21 protein-coding genes are annotated in these 23,460 nt (G+C 64.9%); 11 read left to right on the top strand and 10 right to left on the bottom strand.

Features of this window, described 5'->3' with window-relative positions:
- Positions 1–45: 45 nt before the first annotated feature.
- From pilP to RTK35_RS04035, 4 genes are read right to left on the bottom strand one after another with little or no spacing between them, the layout of a single operon-like run.
- Positions 46–576: a type 4a pilus biogenesis lipoprotein PilP gene (gene pilP / locus RTK35_RS04050; RefSeq protein WP_107331194.1), complete on the bottom strand. Its 531-nt coding sequence runs from the start codon at positions 574–576 to the stop codon at positions 46–48.
- Positions 576–1,199 carry a type 4a pilus biogenesis protein PilO gene (gene pilO, locus RTK35_RS04045; protein WP_142013726.1) on the bottom strand — a complete coding sequence of 208 codons (624 nt, stop codon included), beginning with the start codon at positions 1,197–1,199 and terminating at the stop codon, positions 576–578. Before pilO ends, pilP begins: the two co-directional genes overlap by 1 nt.
- Positions 1,196–1,768 (bottom strand): type 4a pilus biogenesis protein PilN, encoded by a 573-nt coding sequence (pilN, locus tag RTK35_RS04040; protein WP_044406731.1) that lies wholly within the window; start codon positions 1,766–1,768, stop codon positions 1,196–1,198. The genes pilO and pilN overlap by 4 nt, the downstream gene beginning before the upstream one ends.
- Positions 1,768–2,832, bottom strand: coding sequence for a pilus assembly protein PilM (locus tag RTK35_RS04035; protein WP_044406728.1), 1,065 nt, complete (start codon positions 2,830–2,832; stop codon positions 1,768–1,770). Before RTK35_RS04035 ends, pilN begins: the two co-directional genes overlap by 1 nt.
- A 184-nt stretch (positions 2,833–3,016) precedes the next feature.
- On the opposite strand from RTK35_RS04035, the gene RTK35_RS04030 reads away from it, so the two are divergent.
- Positions 3,017–5,437, top strand: coding sequence for a penicillin-binding protein 1A (locus RTK35_RS04030; RefSeq protein ID WP_316907625.1), 2,421 nt, complete (start codon positions 3,017–3,019; stop codon positions 5,435–5,437).
- 105 nt (positions 5,438–5,542) lie between these two features.
- Here the strand turns inward: RTK35_RS04030 and RTK35_RS04025 are convergent, their stop codons facing one another.
- From RTK35_RS04025 to rpmE, 3 genes are all read right to left on the bottom strand, one after another.
- A complete protein-coding gene (locus RTK35_RS04025; protein WP_074973678.1) occupies positions 5,543–6,811 on the bottom strand; it encodes a malic enzyme-like NAD(P)-binding protein in 1,269 nt (422 codons plus the stop codon).
- Positions 6,812–6,910: 99 nt separating this feature from the next.
- Entirely contained in the window at positions 6,911–8,344 is a 1,434-nt protein-coding gene (locus RTK35_RS04020; RefSeq protein WP_316907443.1) for a M48 family metalloprotease, read from the bottom strand.
- 156 nt (positions 8,345–8,500) lie between these two features.
- Positions 8,501–8,713, bottom strand: a complete 213-nt coding sequence (gene rpmE, locus RTK35_RS04015) for a 50S ribosomal protein L31 (protein ID WP_003453200.1) — start codon at positions 8,711–8,713, stop codon at positions 8,501–8,503.
- A gap of 194 nt (positions 8,714–8,907) precedes the next feature.
- Between rpmE and RTK35_RS04010 the strand changes: the two genes are divergently transcribed.
- The 10 genes from RTK35_RS04010 to RTK35_RS03965 all read left to right on the top strand — a co-directional run bounded on the left by RTK35_RS04010 (position 8,908) and on the right by RTK35_RS03965 (position 21,651).
- Complete coding sequence (locus RTK35_RS04010; protein WP_316907442.1) at positions 8,908–11,127, top strand: primosomal protein N'; 2,220 nt, start codon at positions 8,908–8,910, stop codon at positions 11,125–11,127.
- 123 nt (positions 11,128–11,250) lie between these two features.
- The gene (gene argS, locus RTK35_RS04005; protein WP_316907441.1) at positions 11,251–12,990 is read left to right on the top strand and encodes an arginine--tRNA ligase; all 1,740 of its coding nucleotides are present in this window, start codon (positions 11,251–11,253) and stop codon (positions 12,988–12,990) included.
- 7 nt (positions 12,991–12,997) lie between these two features.
- Positions 12,998–13,708 carry an SPOR domain-containing protein gene (locus RTK35_RS04000; RefSeq protein ID WP_044406706.1) on the top strand — a complete coding sequence of 237 codons (711 nt, stop codon included), beginning with the start codon at positions 12,998–13,000 and terminating at the stop codon, positions 13,706–13,708.
- A gap of 97 nt (positions 13,709–13,805) precedes the next feature.
- Positions 13,806–14,336, top strand: a complete 531-nt coding sequence (gene hslV / locus RTK35_RS03995) for an ATP-dependent protease subunit HslV (RefSeq protein ID WP_044406703.1) — start codon at positions 13,806–13,808, stop codon at positions 14,334–14,336.
- Positions 14,337–14,365: 29 nt separating this feature from the next.
- Positions 14,366–15,703 (top strand): ATP-dependent protease ATPase subunit HslU, encoded by a 1,338-nt coding sequence (gene hslU / locus RTK35_RS03990; RefSeq protein ID WP_316907440.1) that lies wholly within the window; start codon positions 14,366–14,368, stop codon positions 15,701–15,703.
- 71 nt (positions 15,704–15,774) lie between these two features.
- Positions 15,775–16,146 carry a gamma-butyrobetaine hydroxylase-like domain-containing protein gene (locus RTK35_RS03985; protein ID WP_074973668.1) on the top strand — a complete coding sequence of 124 codons (372 nt, stop codon included), beginning with the start codon at positions 15,775–15,777 and terminating at the stop codon, positions 16,144–16,146.
- Positions 16,147–16,436: 290 nt separating this feature from the next.
- Positions 16,437–18,116, top strand: coding sequence for a class II poly(R)-hydroxyalkanoic acid synthase (gene phaC, locus RTK35_RS03980; protein WP_309042576.1), 1,680 nt, complete (start codon positions 16,437–16,439; stop codon positions 18,114–18,116).
- A 152-nt stretch (positions 18,117–18,268) separates the two neighbouring features.
- Positions 18,269–19,126 (top strand): poly(3-hydroxyalkanoate) depolymerase, encoded by an 858-nt coding sequence (gene phaZ, locus RTK35_RS03975; protein ID WP_044406694.1) that lies wholly within the window; start codon positions 18,269–18,271, stop codon positions 19,124–19,126.
- A 168-nt stretch (positions 19,127–19,294) separates the two neighbouring features.
- Complete coding sequence (gene phaC, locus RTK35_RS03970) at positions 19,295–20,977, top strand: class II poly(R)-hydroxyalkanoic acid synthase (RefSeq protein WP_044406691.1); 1,683 nt, start codon at positions 19,295–19,297, stop codon at positions 20,975–20,977.
- Between the two features lie 56 nt (positions 20,978–21,033).
- Entirely contained in the window at positions 21,034–21,651 is a 618-nt protein-coding gene (locus tag RTK35_RS03965) for a TetR/AcrR family transcriptional regulator (protein WP_044406688.1), read from the top strand.
- Between the two features lie 47 nt (positions 21,652–21,698).
- Here RTK35_RS03965 and RTK35_RS03960 read toward each other — a convergent pair whose 3' ends face one another.
- From RTK35_RS03960 to RTK35_RS03950, 3 genes are all read right to left on the bottom strand, one after another.
- A complete protein-coding gene (locus RTK35_RS03960; RefSeq protein WP_316907439.1) occupies positions 21,699–22,544 on the bottom strand; it encodes a phasin family protein in 846 nt (281 codons plus the stop codon).
- A 10-nt stretch (positions 22,545–22,554) separates the two neighbouring features.
- Positions 22,555–22,995 carry a phasin family protein gene (locus RTK35_RS03955; RefSeq protein ID WP_316907438.1) on the bottom strand — a complete coding sequence of 147 codons (441 nt, stop codon included), beginning with the start codon at positions 22,993–22,995 and terminating at the stop codon, positions 22,555–22,557.
- Positions 22,996–23,106: 111 nt separating this feature from the next.
- Positions 23,107–23,382: a polyhydroxyalkanoic acid system family protein gene (locus RTK35_RS03950; RefSeq protein WP_044406678.1), complete on the bottom strand. Its 276-nt coding sequence runs from the start codon at positions 23,380–23,382 to the stop codon at positions 23,107–23,109.
- Between the last annotated feature and the right edge of the window lie 78 nt (positions 23,383–23,460).

Genomic DNA, 23,460 nt, shown 5'->3' with positions numbered 1-23,460 from the left:
CCGTTGTGCAGACCGGTGTTTGTAGTTCATAAAGTCACCCCGCCCTTAAGAGCGTTCCATGAGCGTGAGACTCCGAGGACGCTCAAGCCAGCCACCCTCTCCATCCGGGACGATCTCGACGACATCAATCTTGCCTTCGCTGATAGAAACAACCTTGCCGTCATTTCGCCCCAGATAATCGCCAACCTTGATCCGGTGCACCCCTCCTGCCCCACGGACCAACGCGAACATCCCACCGTTATTGGAAAGCGTACCCACCATCTCGAAGGTCTCGATATTGAACCCTTCGAGGAATTGCTTGACCCGGGTTTCATCCGGGTGGACATCCTTGCTGCCTTTCACCTTGTTAGCCAGATCGATTTTCACCGGAGGCTGGAAGGGACTCCGTAGTGCAGCGGCACTATAAGTAAAGGCCTCATAGGGCTGGAACTTCGGCAACGGTTCAATGGTCCCCTTGGGACGCGCACGGACCTCATCCATGTAAGCCTGAAGATCCGAGAAATCACCGCTATTCCCGCACCCCGACAAACTGGAAAACACCACTAAGGCAAGAACAGCCTTGGAGCTGACGCGCATCATTTCTGCAGCCCCTTGTCGTTGTATCGGTAAGTTTTGGCCAAAATACTCATACGCAGTTTGGAAGTACTTTCCGGGCTGAGCGGAGCAATACTGAAATCATGCAGTGTGACAATACGCGGTAAGCTGGCGACGCCACTCACAAATGTCGCCAAGTCGTGATAGCTGCCTACTACCGATATCTGGATAGGCAGTTCGATATAGAACTGCTGAACCACTTCCGGCTGGAGCTTGATCTCTTCGAACTCCAAACCACTACCCAGTCCAGTGCGCGTAATGTCCTCAAGCAAACCAGGAACTTCGGTGTCGCTTGGAAGCTGACGAAGAAGCGCACCGAAGGAAGTCTCCATTTCCTTCATCTGGTCCTTGTAGGCTTCCAAGTTGGCAGCCTGGAAAGCCTTGGTGGTGAACTGCTGCTTCAGCGACTCTTCTTCAGCACGCTGCTGGTCGAGCTGCACCTCAAGATCCTTGAGGTGAAAGTTGTAACCCAGTGCCAAGATCGCAGCCATCACCAAAATGCAGGCTATGACCTTAACGGCAGACGGCCAGGAACCGACGTTATTCAGGTCAAGATCGTTGAGGTCGATCTTGCGCAGACTTTCCAGAGAATCAGCCAGACTCATTTCTTGGCTCCGGCATTGTCCGCAGCAGGCTGTGTCTGCTGCACGGTCAGTTGAAACACGTTGGCTTGATCAACAGCACCGGCGGTGATCGCCTTGACTTCTGTCAGGTTCGGTGCGGTCAACCACTCGGAGGCATCCAGATTCCGCATCAAGTTGGAAACACGGTTGTTGGATTCAGCTGCCCCAGTGATGGCAATACTGGACCCTGCCATCTTCACGGTCGTGAAATACACACCATCGGGTAGAGTGCGAACGAGCTGATCAAAGACACGACCAATGATCGGGCGGTTGCCCTGCAGGTCCTGAATGATCTTCATGCGCTCCAGCAACTGCTGCCGGCGCGTCTTGAGCTCGCTGATTTCCTTGATGCGCGTATCCAGAACAGAAATTTCCTTGCGTACGAATTCATTTCTGGCGTTCTGGTTATCGATCTCGCCATTGAGGTATTGGTCACCAAGGAACACGAGGCCTGCAGAAATAACGACCACACCGCCCAAGGCCACCAGGAATCGCTGCTTGCGCTCTTCCCGCAGCTGCTCACGCCACGGTAGCAGGTTAATACGCGCCATCAGTCGAAACTCCTCATTGCCAAGCCACAAGCGATCATCAAGGCCGGCGCATCACTTGCCAGCGCACCTGCGTTGACTTTGCCGCTCAGTGCCATGTCGGCGAAGGGGTTTGCGACCAGCGTCGGCGTTCCGATCTTCTGCTGGATCAGGCGATCCAGATCAGGGATAGAGGCCGTCCCGCCAGCCAGGAGGATGTAGTCGACATCGTTGTACTGACCCGCTGCAAAAAAGAACTGCAGCGACCGCGAGACTTGCTGGACAACTGCCTCTTTGAACGGTTGCAAAACCTCGCTGTCGTAGTCATCCGGAAGACCGCCCTGCTTCTTGGCCAAGCCCGCTTCCTCGACAGACAGGCCATAGCGGCGCTGAATTTCTTCGGTCAACTGGCGACCTCCGAACAACTGCTCGCGACTGTATATGGTGCGACCATTATTCAAGACGCTCAGGGTGGTCATCGTCGCGCCGATGTCCACGATCGCAACCGTCAAATCTTCCGATCCATTCCCCAACTGGGAAGCAAGGAGCCCATAGGCGCGCTCAAGCGCATAGGCCTCGACATCCACGACTTTCGCGGTGAGCCCGGCGAGAGCAAGCGCTGCCTCGCGCACCTCGACGTTCTCGCGACGGCAGGCTGCCAGCAGCACATCCATTCGCTCGGGGTTTCGTGCAGAAACGCCCTGAACCTCGAAATCGATGGCTACTTCTTCAAGGGGATAAGGAATGTACTGGTCAGCTTCGATCTTGAGCTGGTTCTCCAGCTCGTCATCGGACAGCCCCGCATCCATCTCGATCGTCTTGGTGATGACGGCCGACCCCGCCACAGCAACGGCTGCCAGCTTGGAGCCTGCCTTCGCCTTGGCGACCACACGCGACAGTGCCTGGCCGACGCCTTCCAGCTCAGCAATGTTCTTTTCGACGACAGCATTTGGCGGGAGCGGCTCGACGGCGTAGGCCTCTACCTTGTAGCGGCCACCCGAGCGACTCAATTCGAGGAGCTTGACCGAGGTCGAGCTTATGTCGATCCCCAGCAGCGAATTCGCTTTCTTGTTGAAGAGCCCTAGCACGACCGATTTCCTATCAGCGTCCGTGACTTACGGACGATTTATGTTTTTCCACATTAAATAACAGTCTTGACAGAAGCGCAAATGGCTCCCCGGGAAAAAAAACGCTTATAATGTGATCAGTTTTTCCCTTTTCAGATCTGTTTCCGCTTAACTCATTCTTTTGCCTGGAAATCCAAGAATCTTGATACGCCTGCTGAAGTTTTTCTGGTGGTCTTGCGTTGCTGTTTTTTGTGGGCTGTTGCTCAGTTTCAGCGGCGCTTATCTCTACCTTAGCCCGAGTCTTCCGTCTGTCGATTCCCTGCGCAGCATCCAGCTGCAGATACCGCTGCGCGTGTATAGCAGCGATGGGAAGCTGATCGCCGAGTTCGGCGAGATGAGGCGGGCACCGATCCGTTTCGCGGACATCCCCCCGGAATTCATCCAGTCCCTGCTGGCGGCGGAAGACGACAACTTTGCCAACCATTATGGCGTCGACCTCACGAGCCTGGTGCGCGCTGCCACTCAATTATTGAAAAGCGGACATATCCAGAGCGGCGGCAGCACCATCACCATGCAGGTGGCGAAGAACTACTTCCTCACCAGCGAGCGGAGTTTCTCCAGAAAGATCAACGAGATACTTCTTGCCCTGCAGATCGAACGAGAGCTCAGCAAAGACGAGATCCTTGAGCTCTACGTCAACAAGATCTACCTGGGCAACCGCGCCTACGGCATCGAAGCCGCTGCACAGGTCTACTACGGCAAGTCAATCCGGGAGCTGAGCCTGGCCCAGATGGCCATGATCGCCGGCCTGCCGAAGGCGCCTTCTCGCTTCAACCCACTGGTCAACCCGACCCGCAGCAAGGAGCGTCGCGACTGGATCCTCGGGCGCATGTTCAAGCTGGGCAAGATCGACCAGGCGCGCTACGAGGCCGCCATCAGTGAACCGATCGACGCGAGCTACCATGTTCCGACCCCAGAAGTGAACGCACCCTACATCGCCGAGATGGCTCGCGCCGAAATGGTCGGACGTTACGGCAGCGACGCCTACACCGAAGGGTTCCGCGTCACTGTCACGACACCGAGCGACCTGCAGGAAGCCGCCAACGTCGCCCTGCGCAGCGGCCTGATGGAGTACGACCAGCGCCACGGCTACCGCGGCCCGGAAACCCGACTTCCCGGCATGACCCGCGAAGGATGGGGTCAGGAGCTTGCCAAGCAGCGCACGATTGGCGGCCTTGAGCCCGCTATCGTCACCCAGGTCGAGCAGAGCGGCATCCTCGTGCTGACTCGCAGCGGCAATGAAGAGGCAGTCAGCTGGGACAGCATGAAGTGGGCCCGCCCCTACCTGAACACCAACAGCCTCGGCGCCCGCCCGCGCCAGCCGGCAGACGTGGTACAGGTTGGCGACCTGATCCGCGTACTGCGCCAACCTGACGGCGCCCTGTTGTTCAGCCAGCAGCCTTCAGCCCAGAGTGCCCTGGTTTCACTCGACCCTTACAGCGGCGCCATCCTCTCCCTGGTCGGCGGCTTCTCGTTCGAGCAGAGCAACTACAACCGCGCCACCCAGGCCAAGCGCCAACCCGGCTCGAGCTTCAAACCCTTCCTTTATAGTGCAGCACTGGATAACGGCTTCACTGCCGCCAGCCTGGTCAACGACGCCCCCATCGTCTTCGTCGACGAATACCTGGACAAGGTGTGGCGCCCCAAGAACGACAACAACACCTTCCTCGGCCCCATCCGCATGCGGGAAGCGCTGTACAAGTCGCGCAACCTGGTTTCCATCCGCCTTCTGCAGGCCGTGGGGATCGACTACGCGATCAACTACATCAGCCGCTTCGGTTTCAACAAGGAGGAACTGCCGCGTAACCTCTCCCTCGCCTTGGGCACTGCCACCCTCACCCCGATGGAGATCGCGACCGGCTGGAGCACCTTCGCCAACGGCGGCTACAAGATCCAGCCCTACCTGATCGAGCGAATCGAAAACCGGGAAGGCAAGGTCATCTTCAACGCCAACCCGCCCCGCGTGCCGCAGGACGACAAACCCAGCACCAGCATGGCCCAGGTCAACGCAGCGCCCGACACCCAGCTCAACCATGATGCAACTGCGGAACCGGCCACCGCCGAGCGTATCGTCGATGCCCGCACCACCTACATCCTGACCAGCATGCTGCAGGACGTGATCAAGCGCGGCACCGGCCGACGCGCCCTGGCCATGGGGCGTGGCGATATCGCGGGCAAGACCGGCACCACCAACGAATCCAAGGACAGCTGGTTCTCCGGCTACAACGCCGACTACATCACCACGGTGTGGGTCGGCTTCGACCAGCCCGAGAGCCTGGGTCGGCACGAGTACGGCGGCACGGTCGCCCTACCGATCTGGATGAGCTACATGAGTGCAGCCCTGAAGGACAAACCGGAGCACGTCCAGCCAGAACCCGAGGGGATTCTCACGCTGCGCATCGACCCCCTGAGCGGGCGCGCAGCAACACCGGGAACGCCCAATGCATTCTTCGAGCTATTCAAGAGCGAAGACTCGCCTCCACCCATGAGTGAGCTCGACCCGGGCTCCAGCATCCCAGGCAGCCCCCTGCCAGCGGACGAAGCTGCACCCATCGATCTGTTCTGAGCAAACGAGAAGAGCCCGCGATCAGCGGGCTCTTCCTTTTCAGCCGAACACATCCGCCAGGCATGAAAAACCCGCCAGCAGGCGGGTTCTTCACATCAGCGGCGATCAGCCCTGAAACACATCGTCCACCGACTTCAGCGGGTAGTGCTTCGGATACGGCAGGGTCGCTACGCCGGACTCGATGGCCGCCTTGGCAACCGCGTCGGAAACCACGGTGATCAGGCGCTTGTCCATCGGCTTCGGAATGATGTACTCACGGCCGAACTCCAGGGAAGCCACGCCGTAGGCATCGCAGACATCCTTGGGCACCGGCTGCTTGGCCAGGTCACGCAGCGCCAGCGCTGCTGCGATCTTCATTTCTTCGTTGATGCGAGTGGCACGAACGTCCAGCGCACCGCGGAAGATGAAGGGGAAGCCCAGCACGTTGTTCACCTGGTTCGGGTAGTCCGAACGGCCGGTGGCCATGATCACGTCGCTGCGGGTCGCATGGGCCAGCTCCGGCTGGATTTCCGGATCCGGGTTGGAGCAGGCGAAGACGATCGGGTTGGCCGCCATGCGCTTGAGATCTTCCGCGCTCAGCAGGTTGGCGCCGGACAGACCGACGAACACGTCCGCCCCTTCCAGGGCATCGGACAGAGTGCGCTTGGAGGTCTCGTGGGCGAAGACGGCCTTGTACTGGTTCAGGTCATCACGGCCGGCGTGGATCACGCCCTTGCGGTCGACCATGTAGATGTTCTCGACCTTGGCGCCCATGCTCACCAGCAGCTTCATGCAGGAGATGGCGGCAGCGCCGGCACCCAGGCAGACAATCTGGGCTTCCGGCAGGGTCTTGCCGGCGATTTCCAGGGCATTGAGCATGCCGGCGGCCGTCACGATGGCGGTGCCGTGCTGGTCATCGTGGAAGACCGGGATGTCGCACTGTTCGATCAGGGTGCGCTCGATCTCGAAGCACTCGGGCGCCTTGATGTCTTCAAGGTTGATGCCGCCGAAGGTGATGGAGATGCGCTTGACGGTGTCGATGAAGGCCTGCGGGCTCTCGGCGTCCACCTCGATGTCGAACACGTCGACACCGGCGAAGCGCTTGAACAGAACACCCTTGCCTTCCATGACCGGCTTGGAGGCCAGCGGGCCGAGGTTGCCGAGGCCAAGGATGGCGGTGCCGTCGGAAATCACTGCCACCAGGTTGCCCTTGCCGGTGTACTTGTAGGCCAGTTCGGGATCACGGGCGATCTCGCGCACCGGCTCGGCGACGCCCGGGCTGTAGGCCAGCGAGAGGTCGCGGGCAGTGGCGGTCGGCTTGGTCAGCTCGACGCTCAGTTTCCCGGGGCGGGGTTGGGCATGGTATTCGAGAGCGGCAGTTTTCAGATCAGACATGTTGGCATTCCGCTTTTACTGTTATGACAGACGGACGGGCGAGCATACGCAAGAAGCAAGGGGCCTACAAGACTAAGCAGTCACGGCTCGTCAACCCCTCTAACGTACGACTTTCAGCCAATCCCCAGGTTGCACATCACCGATTGGATACAGATTTTTGAGCAATCGTATCCTATTTTCCAGGTCGTGGGTGGAAACCGTAGCGTTTCCGACGGAAATGAAATCTGTCAGATGCTGCCCCTTCCCCACCTTAACCGTACGAATCCGTACCGGTTCGGCGAGGAACGCATCCTGCTCCGTCATTTCACGGAGACTAAGGACGGTGGCCAGCACCTGTGCATCGGCATCCCGCAGGGTCGCGTCCTTCTCGGCCCCGGCGACGAAGAGATACGCGCGCGCGTCTCCAAAAGCCACCGCCACGCGTCGGGCCGGCGGGCCAGCGAGCCAGGCCGTCGCCCCGGGCAAGGCGGCGCCGTCCAGGGTGCGCGCGTCCAGTAGATGCCGATCCCCCACGCGAGCACCGAGGAATGCCATCGGCGATAGCCCTGGATCGACAGGTTCCGAGTGCAACCCGAGGTAGACGGCCCCATCTGGCGAGTAGGCCGTCACGGAATCCGGCTCGCTGACCACTCGCCACCCCGGCGGATAGTCGAGCATCACCCCCAGGGGCCCGTGCGAGAGATGTCGACCACGCAGCACGCCCTGCCCCACCGGCCCCCCGATCACCAACCCATCCAGCGCCTGGAAGTAGGCATCGCGATTCCAGACCCCCGAGCCCGTTTCTCGACTCATCAATTGGCGCAGGCGCGCCTCGTGGGCCGGATGCGAATCGAACAGCCCGTGGTAGCTGCCAACCTGTCGGCCGGGATCAGCACGCTCCGAGCGGAGGAAGGCATCCTGAGCCTGGAGCACCTCGATGACCCTCACCAGCGCCTGCGGGTCATAGCCACTGCGCGCGAGGTACTGCAGCGCCAACTCGTCGGCCTGCAACTCCATCTCCCGGCCGTAGCCACGCACCAGCGCCCCGCCCAGGAGTTGCGTCGCATCCGCCACGGCCCCCACCCCGGTGCCCAGCGCCGCTACCTGGCCGATTGCACCCCAGGCCTGGGACTGACTCCGCTGTCGCGCACCATGGCGCGCCGTGACGTGGCCGATCTCATGGGCCAGCACCGCCGCCAGCTCCGCCTCCGACCCCAGGTAGGCCAAAAGCCCCCGGTGCACATAGATGTAGCCGCCCGGCAGGGCAAAGGCGTTGAGATCCGGCGAATCGATCACCGTAAAGATGAAGACCAGGTCAGGACGATGGCTGTGCCGGGCCACCCGCTCCCCGACCTGCTGGACATAGGCCTGGAGCTGCGCATCCGGGTAGCGGGGGTAGCGTTGCTGCACGTCCTGGTTGTAACGGATGCCAAGCTCCTGCTCGGTCGCCTCGTCCATCAGCACGAAGTCGTCCCGCCCCGTGGCCGGGTTCACCGCGCATCCGCTCGCCAGTGCCATGCACACCACCAGCAGCAGCCAGGGAAGAAAGGGCATCGCCACCTCGTTGAGGTTCACCGCGCCAGGAGCCGCGGTTCTACGCCGCCCGGCGGTACAGCGTCAATGCCCAGAAGGCGGGCATGAAAAAGGCGCCCCTCGGGGCGCCTTTTCGTGCAGCTGGGAGCTCGTTGCGAGCCTCCCGGCGAACGGGCCTTATTTGGCGCCGAACACGCCGAAGCGCTGCTTGAAGCGATCGATACGGCCGCCGGTGTCCAGGACCTTCTGCTTACCGGTGTAGAACGGGTGGCACTCGGAGCACACGTCGAGGCTGATGTTCTTGCCCAGGGTGGAGCGGGTCTTGATGACGTTACCGCAGCTGCAGGTAGCTTCGATCGCTACGTATTCGGGATGGATTTCCGGTTTCATGGCTTGATCCTCAGGTCTGGCGTGCCGCCACCCGACCCTATGTCGAGTACCGCACGGAAACAGGCGCGAGATGATACCAGACCTTCCCCGACGCGCAAGCGCAGCCTGCGCCGAGCGACGCACGGCACCCACCCCGCCGCTTGCGACGGGAACGGCATCCCCCTAGCATCCCCGGGCCCCCACCGGAGTTCCCCGTGCCCAGCCCCATCCTGCGACTCGCCCTGCCCTCGCCCCTGCGCCGCCTGTTCGACTACCGCGCCCCTGCCGGCGTGGCCCCGGCCGCCTTGCAGCCCGGCATACGCGTGCGGGTGCCGTTCGGCCGTCGCGAAATCATCGGCGTGCTGGTGGAAGTCAGCGACCGCAGCGAAGTCCCGGAGGACAAGCTCCGCCCCGCACTTGCCCTGCTGGACCGCCAGCCGCCATTGCCGGCGCCGCTGTTCCAGCTCTGCCTGTGGACGGCCCAGTACTACCAACACAGCCTCGGCGACACCCTCAGCTGGGCACTCCCCGTGCTGCTGCGCCAGGGCGAACCGGCCGAAGCCCGCCAGGAGCGCTTCTGGCACGCCTGCGAAGGCGCCCGCGCCGACGACCCACGCCTGGCCCGCGCACCACGCCAGCGCCAGGCCCTGGCCATCCTCGCCCAGCACCCCCACGGCGTCGCCCACCAGTTGCTCGCACAGTTGCAGCTGAACAAGGACAGCCTCGACCTGCTGCTGGAAAAGGGACTGGCGCGCGTGGAGACCCGCCGCCATGCCCCCGCGCCACGCCACGAACACTGGCTGGCCCAGGCCGAACTGCCACTCAACGGCGAGCAGCGGGCCGCCTTCGACGCGGTGCAGTCCTCCTTCGGCCAGTTCAACGCCTTCCTGCTCGCCGGCGTCACCGGCAGCGGCAAGACCGAGGTCTACCTGCAACTGATCCGCGAGACCCTGCAGGCCGGCAAGCAGGCCCTGGTGCTGATCCCCGAGATCAACCTCGGCCCGCAGACCCTCGAACGCTTCTCCCGGCGCTTCAACGCCCGCGTCGCCCTGCTGCACTCCGCCGTCAACGACCGCGAACGCCTGGACGCCTGGCTCGCCGCCCGCGATGGCGAGGCCGACATCATCATCGGCACCCGCTCGGCCCTGTTCACCCCCATGAAGAACCCCGGGCTGATCATCGTCGACGAAGAACACGACGCTTCCTATAAACAGCAGGAGGGCCTGCGCTACCACGCCCGCGACCTGGCCATCGTCCGCGCCCGCCAGGAGAACGTGCCGATCCTGCTGGGCTCCGCCACCCCCTCCCTGGAAAGCCTGCAGAACGCCTACGCCGGCCGCTACGGCCTGCTGCGGCTGACCCAGCGCGCAGGCGGCGCCCGGCAGCCGCGTTTCCTGCGCCTGGACGTGAAGAGCCGCCCGCTCGACAGCGGCATCTCCGGCCCATTGCAACAGGCCATCCAGCAGACCCTGGAGGCTGGCCAGCAGGTGCTGGTCTTCCTCAACCGCCGAGGCTTCTCACCCACCCTGCTGTGCCACGACTGCGGCTGGATCAGCCAGTGCACCCGCTGCGACGCCCGTATGACCCTGCACCAGCGCCACAACGAGCTGCGCTGCCACCACTGCGGCCACGTCCAGCGCCGCCCGGACAACTGCCCCGACTGCGGCAAGGTCGACCTGCGCCCCATCGGCGCCGGCACCGAGCGCGCCGAAGAACGCCTCGGCATCCTCTTCCCGCAGTTCCCCGTGCTGCGCATCGACCGCGACAGCACCTCACGCAAGGATGCGATGACCCAGCTGTTCGGCACCATCAACAAGGGCGAGCCCTGCATCCTCGTGGGAACCCAGATGCTCGCCAAGGGGCACCACTTCCCCCGGGTCACCCTGGTGGCGATCCTCGACGCCGATGGCGGCCTGTTCTCCGCCGACTTCCGCGCCAGCGAGCGCATGGCCCAGCTCATCGTCCAGGTGGCCGGTCGCGCCGGCCGCGCGGAAGAACCGGGCCGGGTGATTATCCAGACCCACTTGGCCGACCACCCGCTGCTGGTGCAACTCACCGAAGAGGGCTACTTCGCCTTCGCCGAGCAGGCCCTCTCCGAGCGTCGCGCCGCCGGCCTGCCGCCCTTCGCCCACCTGGCCCTGCTGCGGGCCGAAGCACACAAGCCCGGGCAGGCCGAAGCCTTCCTCGACAGCGCCTGTGCCGAAGCCGAACAGCAGCTGGCCGAGCTGCACCTCAGCGGGGTCGAGCTGCTCGGCCCCGTCCCCGCCCCCATGGAGCGCCGTGCCGGCAAGCACCGCGCCCAGCTGCTGCTCCAGGCCAACAGCCGCGCCACCCTGCACCGCCTGCTCACCCCCTGGTCCCAGGCCCTGGAACAGCTCCCCGGCGGCCGGGCCGTACGCTGGTCCCTGGATGTCGACCCGATCGACCTGTTCTGACGCGCCCCACAGTCACAGGCGCCCCTCGGCGCCTGGCGCTTGAAGCGGCAGGCACTGCACGCCGATAATGCGCGGTTTTCAACCAGCGCCACGGCGCCGCCGACTTCCGGCCGAGAGCAGAACATGAAAGACACCATTCGCCAGCTGATCCAGCACGCCCTGAACCGTCTCGCCAGCGAAGGCGTACTGCCCGAAGGCCTGACCCCCACCATCCAGGTGGAAAACACCAAGGACAAGACCCACGGCGACTTCGCCAGCAACATCGCCATGATGCTGGCCAAGCCCGCCGGCCTGAAGCCGCGCGACCTGGCCGAGAAGCTGATCGCCGCCCTGCCCCAGGATGATCAGGTGAGCAAGGTGGAGATCGCCGGCCCCGGCTTCCTCAACTTCTTCCAGAACACCCAGGCCCTGGCCCAGCGCCTGGACGCCGCCCTGGCCGACGCCCACCTCGGCGTGAGCAAGGCCGGCCCGGCCCAGCGCGTGGTGGTCGACCTCTCCGCCCCCAACCTGGCCAAGGAGATGCACGTCGGCCACCTGCGCTCCACCATCATCGGTGACGGCGTGGCCCGCGTGCTGGAGTTCCTCGGCGACGAGGTGATCCGCCAGAACCACGTGGGCGACTGGGGCACCCAGTTCGGCATGCTGCTGGCCTACATGCAGGAGCAGCCGGTGGACAGCGACGCCGAGCTGTCGGACCTGGAAGGCTTCTACCGCGCCGCCAAGAAGCGCTTCGACGAATCCAGCGAATTCGCCGACCGCGCCCGCGAACTGGTGGTCAAGCTGCAGGCCGGCGATGCCGAGTGCCTGCGCCTCTGGAACCGCTTCAACGACATCTCCCTCAGCCACTGCCAGGCCGTCTACGACCGCCTGGGCGTGAAGCTGACCATGGCCGACGTCAAGGGCGAGAGCGCCTACAACGACGACCTGCCCAACGTGGTCGCCGACCTGCGTGCCAAGGGCCTGCTCACCGAAAGCGACGGCGCGCTGTGCGTGTTCATGGACGAGTTCAAGAACGCCGAAGGCGACCCGCTGCCGCTGATCGTGCAGAAGGCCGGCGGTGGCTACCTCTACGCCACCACCGACCTCGCAGCCACCCGCTACCGCAGCGGCGTGCTCAAGGCCGACCGCGCCCTCTACTTCGTCGACCAGCGCCAGGCCCTGCACTTCCAGATGGTCTTCGCCGCCGCGCGCCTCGCCGGCTTCGTGCGCCCCGAGTTCGAGATGGAGCACATGGGCTTCGGCACCATGAACGGCGCCGACGGCAAGCCCTTCAAGACCCGCGACGGCGGCACCATCAAGCTGATCGACCTGCTCAACGAGGCCGAAGAGCGCGCCTATGCCCTGGTCAAGGAGAAGAACCCGGAGCTGGACGAGGCCGAACTGCGCCAGATCGCCCGCGCCGTCGGCATCGGCGCCGTCAAGTACGCCGACCTCTCCAAGCACCGCACCAGCGACTACAGCTTCAACTTCGAGCAGATGCTGAGCTTCGAAGGCAACACCGCTCCCTACCTGCTCTACGCCTACACCCGCACTGCCAGCGTGTTCCGCAAGCTGGGCAAGGGCGTCGACGAGATCGGCGGGCAGATCGTCCTCGCCGCCGAGCAGGAGCAGGCCCTGGCCGCCAAGCTGGCGCAGTTCGCCGACATCCTCAACAACGTCGCCGCCAAGGGCGTGCCGCACATCCTCTGCACCTACCTCTACGACCTGGCCGGCCTGTTCTCCAGCTTCTACGAGAACTGCCCGATCCTCGCCGCCGAGGACGAAGCCACCCAGCAGAGCCGCCTGCGCCTCGCCGCCCTCACCGGTCGCACCCTCAAGCAAGGCCTGGAACTCCTCGGCCTGAACACCCTGGAACGCATGTAACGGACCCATGGCGAAGAAGAAAGCAGCCCCCAAACGCGGAGCCAGCCGCTACCAGGCACCGGCGAAGAAGCCGGTGCCCGGCTGGGTCTGGCTGGCCATCGGCCTGGTCATCGGCGGCTTCGTGGTCATGCTGATGAAGCTCGAGCCCGGCCGCGACGACATCCGCCGCGCCAAGCCCGAGCAACAGCAGCAGGCCGCCGGCGGCAAGCCCAAGCCCCAGGGCCAGGCCCAGCCCGCGCAGCCCCCGGCGGAGAGCGAGCCGGCCAAGCCGAAGTACGACTTCTACACGCTGCTGCCGGAGTCCGAGGTCATCGTGCCGCCGGACGCCCTGCCCAAGGAGACGCCGGCCACCCCGCCGACGCCCCAGCAGCCGGTGACCCCGGAAGAAGCCGCGAAGATCGACAAGGCACGGGCCGAAGCCGCCCTCGCCGGCCAGGTGCCGCCGCCTCCGCCCACCGTGGCCAAGGCGCCGACCACCACCCAGTTCTTCCTCCAGGCCGGCTCCTTCCGCAAGAAGGAAGACGCCGACCGCGTCCGCGCCCAGATCATCCTGCTGGGCCAAAACGTCCAGGTGGAGTCCGGCACCGTGCGCGAGGAAACCTGGTACCGCGTGCTGGTCGGCCCCTTCGCCAGCCGCGAGCAGCTCGCCACCGCGCAGAAACAGCTGGCCGGCAGCGGCTTCGGTAATCTCCTGTTGCAACAGCGGCAGGCACGCTGATCGACGAATCACCCCCGCGCGGTTGAAAAGCCGCGCGGGCTCCCCCATCTGGGTTTCCATTCGGGCATTTTCGCCCCGCTGCGTGGAGACTCCTCCCTTGACCACCATCGTTTCAGTCCGCCGCAACGGCAAAGTCGTCATGGGCGGCGACGGCCAGGTTTCCCTCGGCAACACCGTCATGAAAGGCAACGCCAAGAAGGTGCGCCGGCTGTATCACGGCCAGGTGCTGGCCGGCTTCGCCGGCGCCACCGCCGATGCCTTCACCCTGTTCGAGCGCTTCGAAGGCCAACTGGAGAAACACCAGGGCCACCTCGTGCGGGCAGCCGTCGAGCTGGCCAAGGACTGGCGTACCGACCGTTCCCTGAGCCGCCTGGAAGCCATGTTGGCCGTGGCCAACAAGGACGCCTCGCTGATCATCACCGGCAATGGTGACGTGGTCGAACCCGAGCACGGCCTGATCGCCATGGGCTCCGGCGGCGGTTTCGCCCAGGCCGCGGCCACCGCCCTGCTGCAGCGCACCGACCTCTCCGCGCGGGAAATCGCCGAGACCGCCCTGAACATCGCCGGCTCCATCTGCGTGTTCACCAACCAGAACCTGACCATAGAGGAGCTGGACAGCGCCGAATGAGCGCCCTGTCCAGCCCCGGAGCGACATCCATGTCCATGACCCCCCGCGAGATCGTCCACGAACTCAACCGCCACATCGTCGGCCAGGAAGACGCCAAGCGCGCCGTCGCCATCGCCCTGCGCAACCGCTGGCGGCGCATGCAGCTGCCCGCCGAGCTGCGGGCCGAGGTGACGCCGAAGAACATCCTGATGATCGGCCCCACCGGCGTCGGCAAGACCGAGATAGCCCGCCGCCTGGCCAAGCTGGCCAACGCCCCGTTCATCAAGGTCGAAGCCACCAAGTTCACCGAAGTGGGCTACGTCGGCCGCGACGTCGAGTCGATCATCCGCGACCTGGCCGATGCCGCCGTGAAGATGATGCGCGAGCAGGAGATCCACAAGGTTCGCCACCGCGCCGAAGACGCCGCCGAGGAGCGCATCCTCGACGCCCTGCTGCCGCCCGCCCGCAGCGGCTTCGGCGACGAGCCGCAGCGCGAGGACACCAACACCCGCCAGCTGTTCCGCAAGCGCATGCGCGAAGGCCAGCTGGACGACAAGGAAATCGACATCGAAGTGGCCGAGAACCCGGCCGGCGTCGAGATCATGGCCCCGCCCGGCATGGAGGAGATGACCAGCCAGCTGCAAAACCTGTTCTCCAACATGGGCAAGGGCAAGCGCAAGAGCCGCAAGCTCAAGGTCAAGGACGCGCTGAAGATGGTCCGCGACGAGGAGGCCGCGCGCCTGGTCAACGAGGAAGAACTCAAGGCCCGCGCCCTGGAAGCCGTGGAGCAGAACGGTATCGTCTTCATCGACGAGATCGACAAGGTCGCCAAGCGCGCCAACGTCGGTGGTGCCGACGTCTCCCGCGAGGGCGTGCAGCGTGACCTGCTGCCGCTGATTGAAGGCTGCACCGTCAACACCAAGCTCGGCATGGTCAAGACCGACCACATCCTGTTCATCGCCTCCGGCGCCTTCCACCTGGCCAAGCCCAGTGACCTGGTGCCCGAGCTGCAGGGTCGCCTGCCGATCCGCGTGGAACTCAAGGCCCTCTCCCCGGAGGACTTCGAGCGCATCCTCACCGAACCCCATGCCTCCCTCACCGAGCAGTACACCGCACTGCTGAAGACCGAGGGCCTGAACGTCGAGTTCGCCCCCGAGGGCATCAAGCGCCTGGCCGAGATCGCCTGGCAGGTCAACGAGAAGACCGAGAACATCGGGGCCCGTCGCCTGCACACGCTGCTGGAGCGCCTGCTGGAGGAAGTCTCCTTCAGCGCCGGCGACCTCGCGGCACAACACGAGGAGGCCCCGATCCGCATCGACGCCGCCTACGTCAACGGCCACCTGGGCGAGCTGGCCCAGGACGAAGACCTGTCGCGCTACATCCTCTAAGCTGTGCGACACACTCGCGTGCCAGCCGCGGCATCCCGCCCGGCTGGCCGCCCCGGTCCGGAGCCCCGCCCATGCGCATCCCCACCGCCATCGCACTGCACAAGGCATCCCGCACCCTGGTGCTCAGCTACGGCACTGAACGCCACAGCCTGCCCGCCGAATTCCTCCGCGTGCATTCCCCCTCCGCCGAGGTACAAGGTCACGGCCAGCCGGTGCTGCAATACGGCAAACAGAACGTCGCCCTGGTGAAGGTCGAACCCGCCGGCAACTACGCCCTGAAACTGACCTTCGACGACGGCCACGACAGCGGCCTGTTCACCTGGGACTACCTCTACGAACTCGCCACCCGCCAGGACGAGCTCTGGAAGGACTACCTGGCGCAGCTCCAGGCTGCCGGGCGCTCCCGCGACCCCGACGAAAGCGTCGTCCGCCTCATGCTCTGAAGCGGTGCAGACCCTGGCCCCATCCTGGCCAGGGCGCACGCGGTTAGAGCGCATTTTCTAGATCCCGCCGCCATACTCTTCGACGCACGCCAGCCCCCGGGCCAGCTTGCGCATTCACCTAAACTCGGGTAACCAGAACTGGCAGGTTCCATGCATTTGGCAACCAAAGGTTCACAGAAACAGGCGAAGTTCTCTTCGCACCCCCGGTAACCCGAGCAGTACCAGGCCACGCTTAACTGTCCCGTACAGCAGTTCGCCGGTATCCGTCTCAGGACAATGGAGCGTCGTAGATGAGCAACAAGAACAACGAAGACCTGCAGCGACAAGCCTCGGAGAACACCCTGGGCCTGAACCCGGTGATCGGCATCCGCGGGAAGGACCTGCTGACCTCCGCACGCATGGTCATGCTGCAGGCCGTCAAGCAGCCCTTCCACAGTGCCAAGCATGTCGCCCGTTTCGGCGTCGAACTGAAGAACGTGCTGCTCGGTTCCTCCGAACTGCACCCCGAAGCGGACGACCGCCGCTTCAACGATCCGGCCTGGAGCCAGAACCCGCTCTATCGCCGCTACCTGCAGACCTACCTCGCCTGGCGCAAGGAACTGCACCAGTGGATCGAGCACAGCAACCTGTCCGAGTCCGATACCAGCCGCGGCCACTTCGTGATCAACCTGATGACCGAGGCCATGGCCCCCACCAACACCATGGCCAACCCGGCGGCGGTCAAGCGCTTCTTCGAGACCGGCGGCAAGAGCCTGCTCGACGGTCTCTCCCACCTGGCCAAGGACCTGGTCAACAACGGCGGCATGCCGAGCCAGGTGAACATGGACGCCTTCGAGGTCGGCAAGAACCTCGCCACCACCGAAGGCGCCGTGGTGTTCCGCAACGACGTGCTGGAGCTGATCCAGTACAAGCCCATCACCGAGCAGGTGCATGAACGCCCGCTGCTGGTGGTGCCGCCGCAGATCAACAAGTTCTACGTCTTCGACCTCTCCCCGGAGAAGAGCCTGGCGCGCTTCAACCTGCGCAACGGCATCCAGACCTTCATCGTCAGCTGGCGCAACCCCACCAAGGCCCAGCGCGAATGGGGCCTGTCGACCTACATCGAGGCCCTCAAGGAAACCATCGAGGTGGTGCTGAAGATCACCGGCGCCAAGGACCTCAACATGCTCGGCGCCTGCTCCGGCGGCATCACCACCGTCGCCCTGCTGGGTCACTACCAGGCTATCGGCGAGCAGAAGGTGCACGCCTTCACCCAGCTGGTGAGCGTGCTGGACTTCAACCTCGACACCCAGGTCGCGCTGTTCGCCGACGAGCAGACCCTCGAAGCCGCCAAGCGCCGCTCGTACCAGTCGGGCGTGCTCGAAGGCAAGGACATGGCCAAGGTGTTCGCCTGGATGCGGCCCAACGACCTGATCTGGAACTACTGGGTGAACAACTACCTGCTGGGCAACGAGCCGCCGGTGTTCGACATCCTCTACTGGAACAACGACACCACGCGCCTGCCCGCCGCCTTCCACGGCGAGCTGGTGGAGATGTTCAAGACCAACCCGCTGACCCGGCCCGACGCGCTGGAAGTCTGCGGCACCCCGATCGACCTGAAGAAGGTCACCTGCGACTTCTTCTGCGTGGCCGGCACAACCGACCACATCACCCCCTGGGAAGCCTGCTACCGCTCGGCCCGCCTGCTGGGCGGCAAGTGCGAGTTCGTGCTGTCAAACAGCGGCCACATCCAGAGCATCCTCAACCCGCCGGGCAACCCCAAGGCGCGCTTCTCCACCGGCAGCGACATGCCCGCCGACCCGAAGGCCTGGCAAGAGAACGCCACCAAGCACGCCGACTCCTGGTGGCTGCACTGGCAGGCCTGGCTGGCCGAGCGCTCGGGCAAGCTGAAGAAAGCCACGCTGACCCTAGGCAACAAGGCCTACCCGGCCGGCGAGGCGTCCCCGGGAACCTATGTCCACGAGCGCTGATAGCGCCTCGCGCGCATCGTCGCCCCGGCACCCGGACGTGCCGAACCGGTTCGCCGCCCGAATGGGCGGCGGCCTGAGCCGGCTCATCCCCGGCAGTCCAGGCGGAGCCCCAGCCGGCGCCGCCCGCCGTATCCACCCATAGGGGCTCGCGCATGCCGCAACCTTTCGTCTTCCGCACCATCGACCTCGACGGCCAGACCATCCGCACTGCGGTACGTCCGGGCGGAGAACACCTGACGCCGCTGCTGATCTTCAACGGCATCGGCGCCAACCTCGAGCTGGTGTTCCCTTTCGTCCAGGCGCTGGACCCGGACCAGGAGGTGATCGCCTTCGACGTCCCCGGCGTCGGCGGTTCCTCCACCCCCAGCACGCCCTACCGCTTCCCCGGCCTGGCCAAGCTCGCCGCGCGGATGCTGGACTACCTCGACTATGGCCAGGTCAACGCCATCGGCGTCTCCTGGGGTGGCGCGCTCGCCCAGCAGTTCGCCCACGACTACCCCGAGCGCTGCAAGAAGCTGATCCTCGCCGCCACCTCCGCTGGCGCGGTAATGGTGCCCGGCAAGCCCAAGGTGCTGATGCGCATGGCCAGCCCGCGCCGCTACATCCAGCCGTCCTACGGCGTGCACATCGCCCCGGACATCTACGGCGGCGCCTTCCGCCGCGACCCTGGCCTGGCCATGGCCCACGCGAGCAAGGTGCGCTCCTCCGGCAAGCTGGGCTACTACTGGCAACTGTTCGCCGGCCTCGGCTGGACCAGCATCCACTGGCTGCACCGCATCCGCCAACCGACCCTGGTGCTGGCCGGCGATGACGACCCGATCATCCCGCTGGTGAACATGCGCCTGCTGGCCTGGCGCATTCCCAATGCGGAGCTGCACGTGATCGACGACGGCCACCTGTTCCTGGTGACACGCGCTGAAACAGTCGCGCCGATCATCATGAAGTTCCTCGCCCAGGAGCGGCGGCGGGCAGTCATGCACCCCAAGCCGCTGCTGCCCCGCACCCCCTGAGCCAAATCGCGCCCCAGGATGGGGCCCTTCCCTACCTGAGCGCCGGCACGGTGCAGCCCGCCCGGACTTGAATTTCCCGGGAACTGGTCTGGAATGCACCTGTCGTGCTCGTGGTACGAGCCTTGCTGACCCTCCATGACGATGGACTGATTACGGAGTGTTGCCCCAATGCGAGAGAAAAAGGACTCGGGCGCCTTGCCGGTCCCCGCTAACTTCATGAACGTGCAGAGCGCCATTGTCGGCCTCCGAGGCAAGGACCTGGCCTCGACCGTCCGCACCCTGGCCGTGCACAGCGCCAAGCGCCCGGTGCACAGCGCCCGCCACCTGCTCAAGCTGGGCGGCAAGCTCGGCCGAGTGCTACTGGGAGACACGCCCTACACCCCCAACCCGCAGGATGCGCGCTTCGCCGATCCGTCCTGGCGGCTCAACCCCTTCTACCGGCGCGGACTCCAGGCCTACCTGGCCTGGCAGCAGCACCTGATGGAGTGGATCGACGACAGCGAACTGTCCCCAGACGACCGCACCCGCGCACGCTTCGTGCTGTCGCTGCTCAGCGATGCCGTGGCCCCGTCCAACAGCCTGCTCAATCCGCTGGCGGTCAAGGAGCTGTTCAACACCGGCGGCCTCAGCCTGATCAACGGTGCGCGCCACCTGTTCGACGACCTGCTGCACAACAACGCCATGCCCAGCCAGGTCAGCAAGCACGCCTTCGAAGTCGGGCGGAACCTGGCCACCACACCGGGCTCGGTGGTGTTCCGCAACGAGATGCTGGAGCTGATCCAGTACAAGCCCATGAGCGAGAAGCAGTACCTCAAGCCCCTGGTGATCGTTCCCCCGCAGATCAACAAGTTCTACATCTTCGACCTGACGCCGGAGAAGAGCTTCGTCCAGTACGCCCTGAAGAACGGCCTGCAGGTGTTCGCCATCAGCTGGCGCAACCCCGACGCGCGTCACCGCGAGTGGGGCCTGTCCAGCTATGTGCAGGCCCTGGAGGAAGCCACCGATGTGTGCCGCGCCATCACCGGCAGCAAGGACCTCAACCTGGTCGGCGCCTGCGCCGGCGGCCTGACCATCGCCGCCCTGCAAGGCCACCTGCAGGCCAAGCGGCAGTTGCGCAAGGTCAGCAGCGCCACCTACCTGGTCAGCCTGCTGGACTCCCAGGTGGAAACACCGGCCGCGCTGTTCGCCGACGAACAGACCCTCGAAGCCGCCAAGCGCCGCTCCTACCAGGCCGGCGTGCTGGATGGCCGCGACATGTCGAAGATCTTCGCCTGGATGCGTCCCAACGACCTGGTGTGGAACTACTTCATCAACAACTACCTGCTGGGCCGCCAGCCACCGGCCTTCGACATCCTCTACTGGAACAACGACAACACCCGGCTGCCGGCCGCCATGCACGGCGACATGCTCGACCTGTTCAAGCACAACCCGCTGACCCGCCCCGGCGCGCTGGAAGTGTGTGGCACGCCGATCGACCTGAAGAAGGTCACCGTCGACAGCTTCAGCGTGGCCGGCATCAACGACCACATCACGCCCTGGGAGTCGGTCTACCGCTCCGCCCTGCTGCTAGGGGGCGAGAGCCGCTTCGTGCTCTCCAACAGCGGCCACATCCAGAGCATCCTCAACCCGCCCGGCAACCCCAAGGCCACCCACCTGGAGAACCCCACCCTCAGCTCCGACCACCGTGCCTGGTACTACGACGCGGAGAGCGTCGCCGGCAGCTGGTGGCCGAAATGGCTGGAGTGGATCCAGGCGCGCTCGGGCGAGCAGCGGGAAACCCAGGTGGCGCTGGGCAACCCGGACTACCCGCCGATGGAGGCCTCGCCCGGCACCTACGTACACGTACGCTGAACAGGAAGTCGCCGGACCCGGTGGGCGGGTCCGGCAGAACAGAACAAGAAGGCAGGATGAAGACCCGCGACCGCATACTCGAATGCGCCCTGGCGCTGTTCAACCAGGAGGGCGAACCCAACGTCACCACCCTGGAGATCGCCACCGAGCTGGGCATCAGCCCCGGCAACCTCTACTACCACTTCCACGGCAAGGAGCCGCTGGTGATGGCGCTGCTGGAGCGCTTCCAGGCCGAGACCGAGCCCCTGCTCGACCCACCCGATGGCGCCCGGCTGGACGTGGAGGAGTACTGGCTGTTCCTGCATCTGATCGTCGAGCGGGTGGCGCGCTACCGCTTCCTCTTCCAGGACCTGTCCAACCTGGCCGGGCGCCTGCCCCGGCTCGCACGCGGCATGCGCCACTGGCTGAACGCCCTCAAGCGCACCCTGGCCGCCCTGCTGGCCCGCCTGAAGGCGGACGACCAGCTGGTGAGCGACACTCCTGCACTGGGCCAGCTGGTGGAGCAGATCACCCTCACCCTGCTGTTCTCGCTGGACTACCAGCGCATCCTCGGCAACGGCGCCGGCGAGAGCCAGCTGGTGGTCTTCCAGATCATGATGCTGGTGGCGCCCCACCTGCGCCCGGAGGCGCGGATGGCAGTCGAAGGCCTCGCCCGTCGCTACCTGGAAGCCTGAAACGAGAACGCCCGGCATGGGCCGGGCGTTCAGGTGACCTGGGGTGATCAGGCCTGGGGTGTTGCCGCACTCGGCGCATCCGCAGCAGCCGGAGCCGGTGCTGCCGGAGCAGTGGGCGCAGCCGCCGGGGCCGGAGCCGCCGCTTTCGCCGGAGCCGGCTTCTTGGCCGGAGCCTTCTTCGCAGCCGGTTTGGCAGCAGGCTTGGCGGCGGCAGGCTTGGCTGCAGGTTTTGCAGCGGCAGCCTTGGCGGCCGGTTTAGCAGCGGGCTTCGCAGCAGCCGGTTTGGCAGCCGCGGGCTTGGTGGCCGGCTTGGCAGCGGCGGCTTTCGCCGGAGCAGCCTTGGCAGCAGGCTTGGCCGCCGGTTTGGCAGCAGGCTTAGCGGCCGGCTTGGCTGCAGCGGCCTTCGCCGGCGCTGCCTTGGCAGCGGGCTTGGCAGCGGGCTTGGCTGCCGGCTTGACCGCCTTGGCGGAAACACCGGTCAGCTTCTCGATCTGCTTGGTCAGGGCCTCGACCTTGCCGTGCAGTTCCTTCACCTCGTTGCGGCTGGGCACGCCCAGGCGGGAGATGGCGCTGTTCAGGCGCTTGTCGAAGGCCTCTTCCAGCTCGCTCCACTTGCCGAGCGCCTTGTCCTTCACTTCATCGACCCGGGACTTGGCCGAATCCACGCGCGAACCGACACGGGACTTGACGGCATCGACCTGCTTGTCGACTTCGGTCTTGGCCTGCTTCTCAGCCTTCTCGCCATCCTTGACCAGGGTGTCGAACAGCTTGGTGCCGTCGTTGCTGATCTTGGAATAGGCCCCGAGGCCCGCCAACCAGATCTGGCGCGAGTATTTCTCGATCTCGCCGATCCAGGAGTTGGTTTCTTTTGCGGTTTTCTTCTTACCAGCCATCCTGCTCTCCTTATTTGGTTCGCGCGACGTGTTCGAGCAATGCGCTCAACTCATCGAGCTTAGCAGAGAGTGCCTCAACGTCCTGGCGGGAGGGAATCCCGAGGCGATTGAGTGCCACTGCTACGCGGTTGTCGAATGCTTTCTCGATGCGGTCGATCTGGACCTCGACCTTTTCCTTCACGCCCGCCACGCTCTCGAGCACGCTGCCCTTGACCGAATCGAGCTGGCTGTTGGCCGCCTCGACACCGGCATCGACGCTCTTGCGGCCGCGCTTCTCGACGCCTTCGCCGGCCTTGACCAGCTCACGCAGGTAGTCGACGCCTTCCTGGCCGGCCTTGGCGTAGGCGCCCAGGCCCGCCAGCCAGATCTTCCTGGCATAGAGGCGTACGTCGGAAAGAACGGGGGTCTTCTCTACTTCGACTTTCTTCTTGGCGGTGGTTGCCTTGGCCATGGTGCACCTCACGCGGATTGTGGGGGACTCGCCCGGAATCGGGGCTTGGGGTGCACGTTAGCCAGGAAAATTAGAAACCGCATACTAGCCGCAGGACGGGTGCGGCGGCCGTCAGGCCAGGTATTCGTCCAGGGCCTTCTCGATCTCGCGCTTCACGCTGCCGCCCATGGCCGACAGCAGCAGGCCCAGCTTCACCTCGACATTGACCCTGTCGTCGCTCACCTCGATGCGCCCGTCAGCCCCGCTGCGGCTGAACTCCAGGGTGTCGCCGCGCCACTGGTAACGCACGTCGTACTCGCGCGCCAGGCGCTCGGCGAGCTGCTCGGCCTTCTCCCGCACGGCGGCTTTTCCGAGCTGGTGGGAACGTTCGACGTGGATGCGTGCCATGGGTGTCTCCGGACTGCGACTTAAGGTCGCGCGACTATAGCAGGCCACTCCAGGCGCCGGGCGCAGCCCAAGACAAAC

Source organism: Pseudomonas sp. zfem003, from assembly GCF_032621675.1.
GTDB classification, from domain to species: domain Bacteria; phylum Pseudomonadota; class Gammaproteobacteria; order Pseudomonadales; family Pseudomonadaceae; genus Metapseudomonas; species Metapseudomonas otitidis.
The sequence above is the reverse complement of the archived record's forward strand: the minus strand, read 5'-3'. Positions and strand labels throughout refer to the sequence as shown.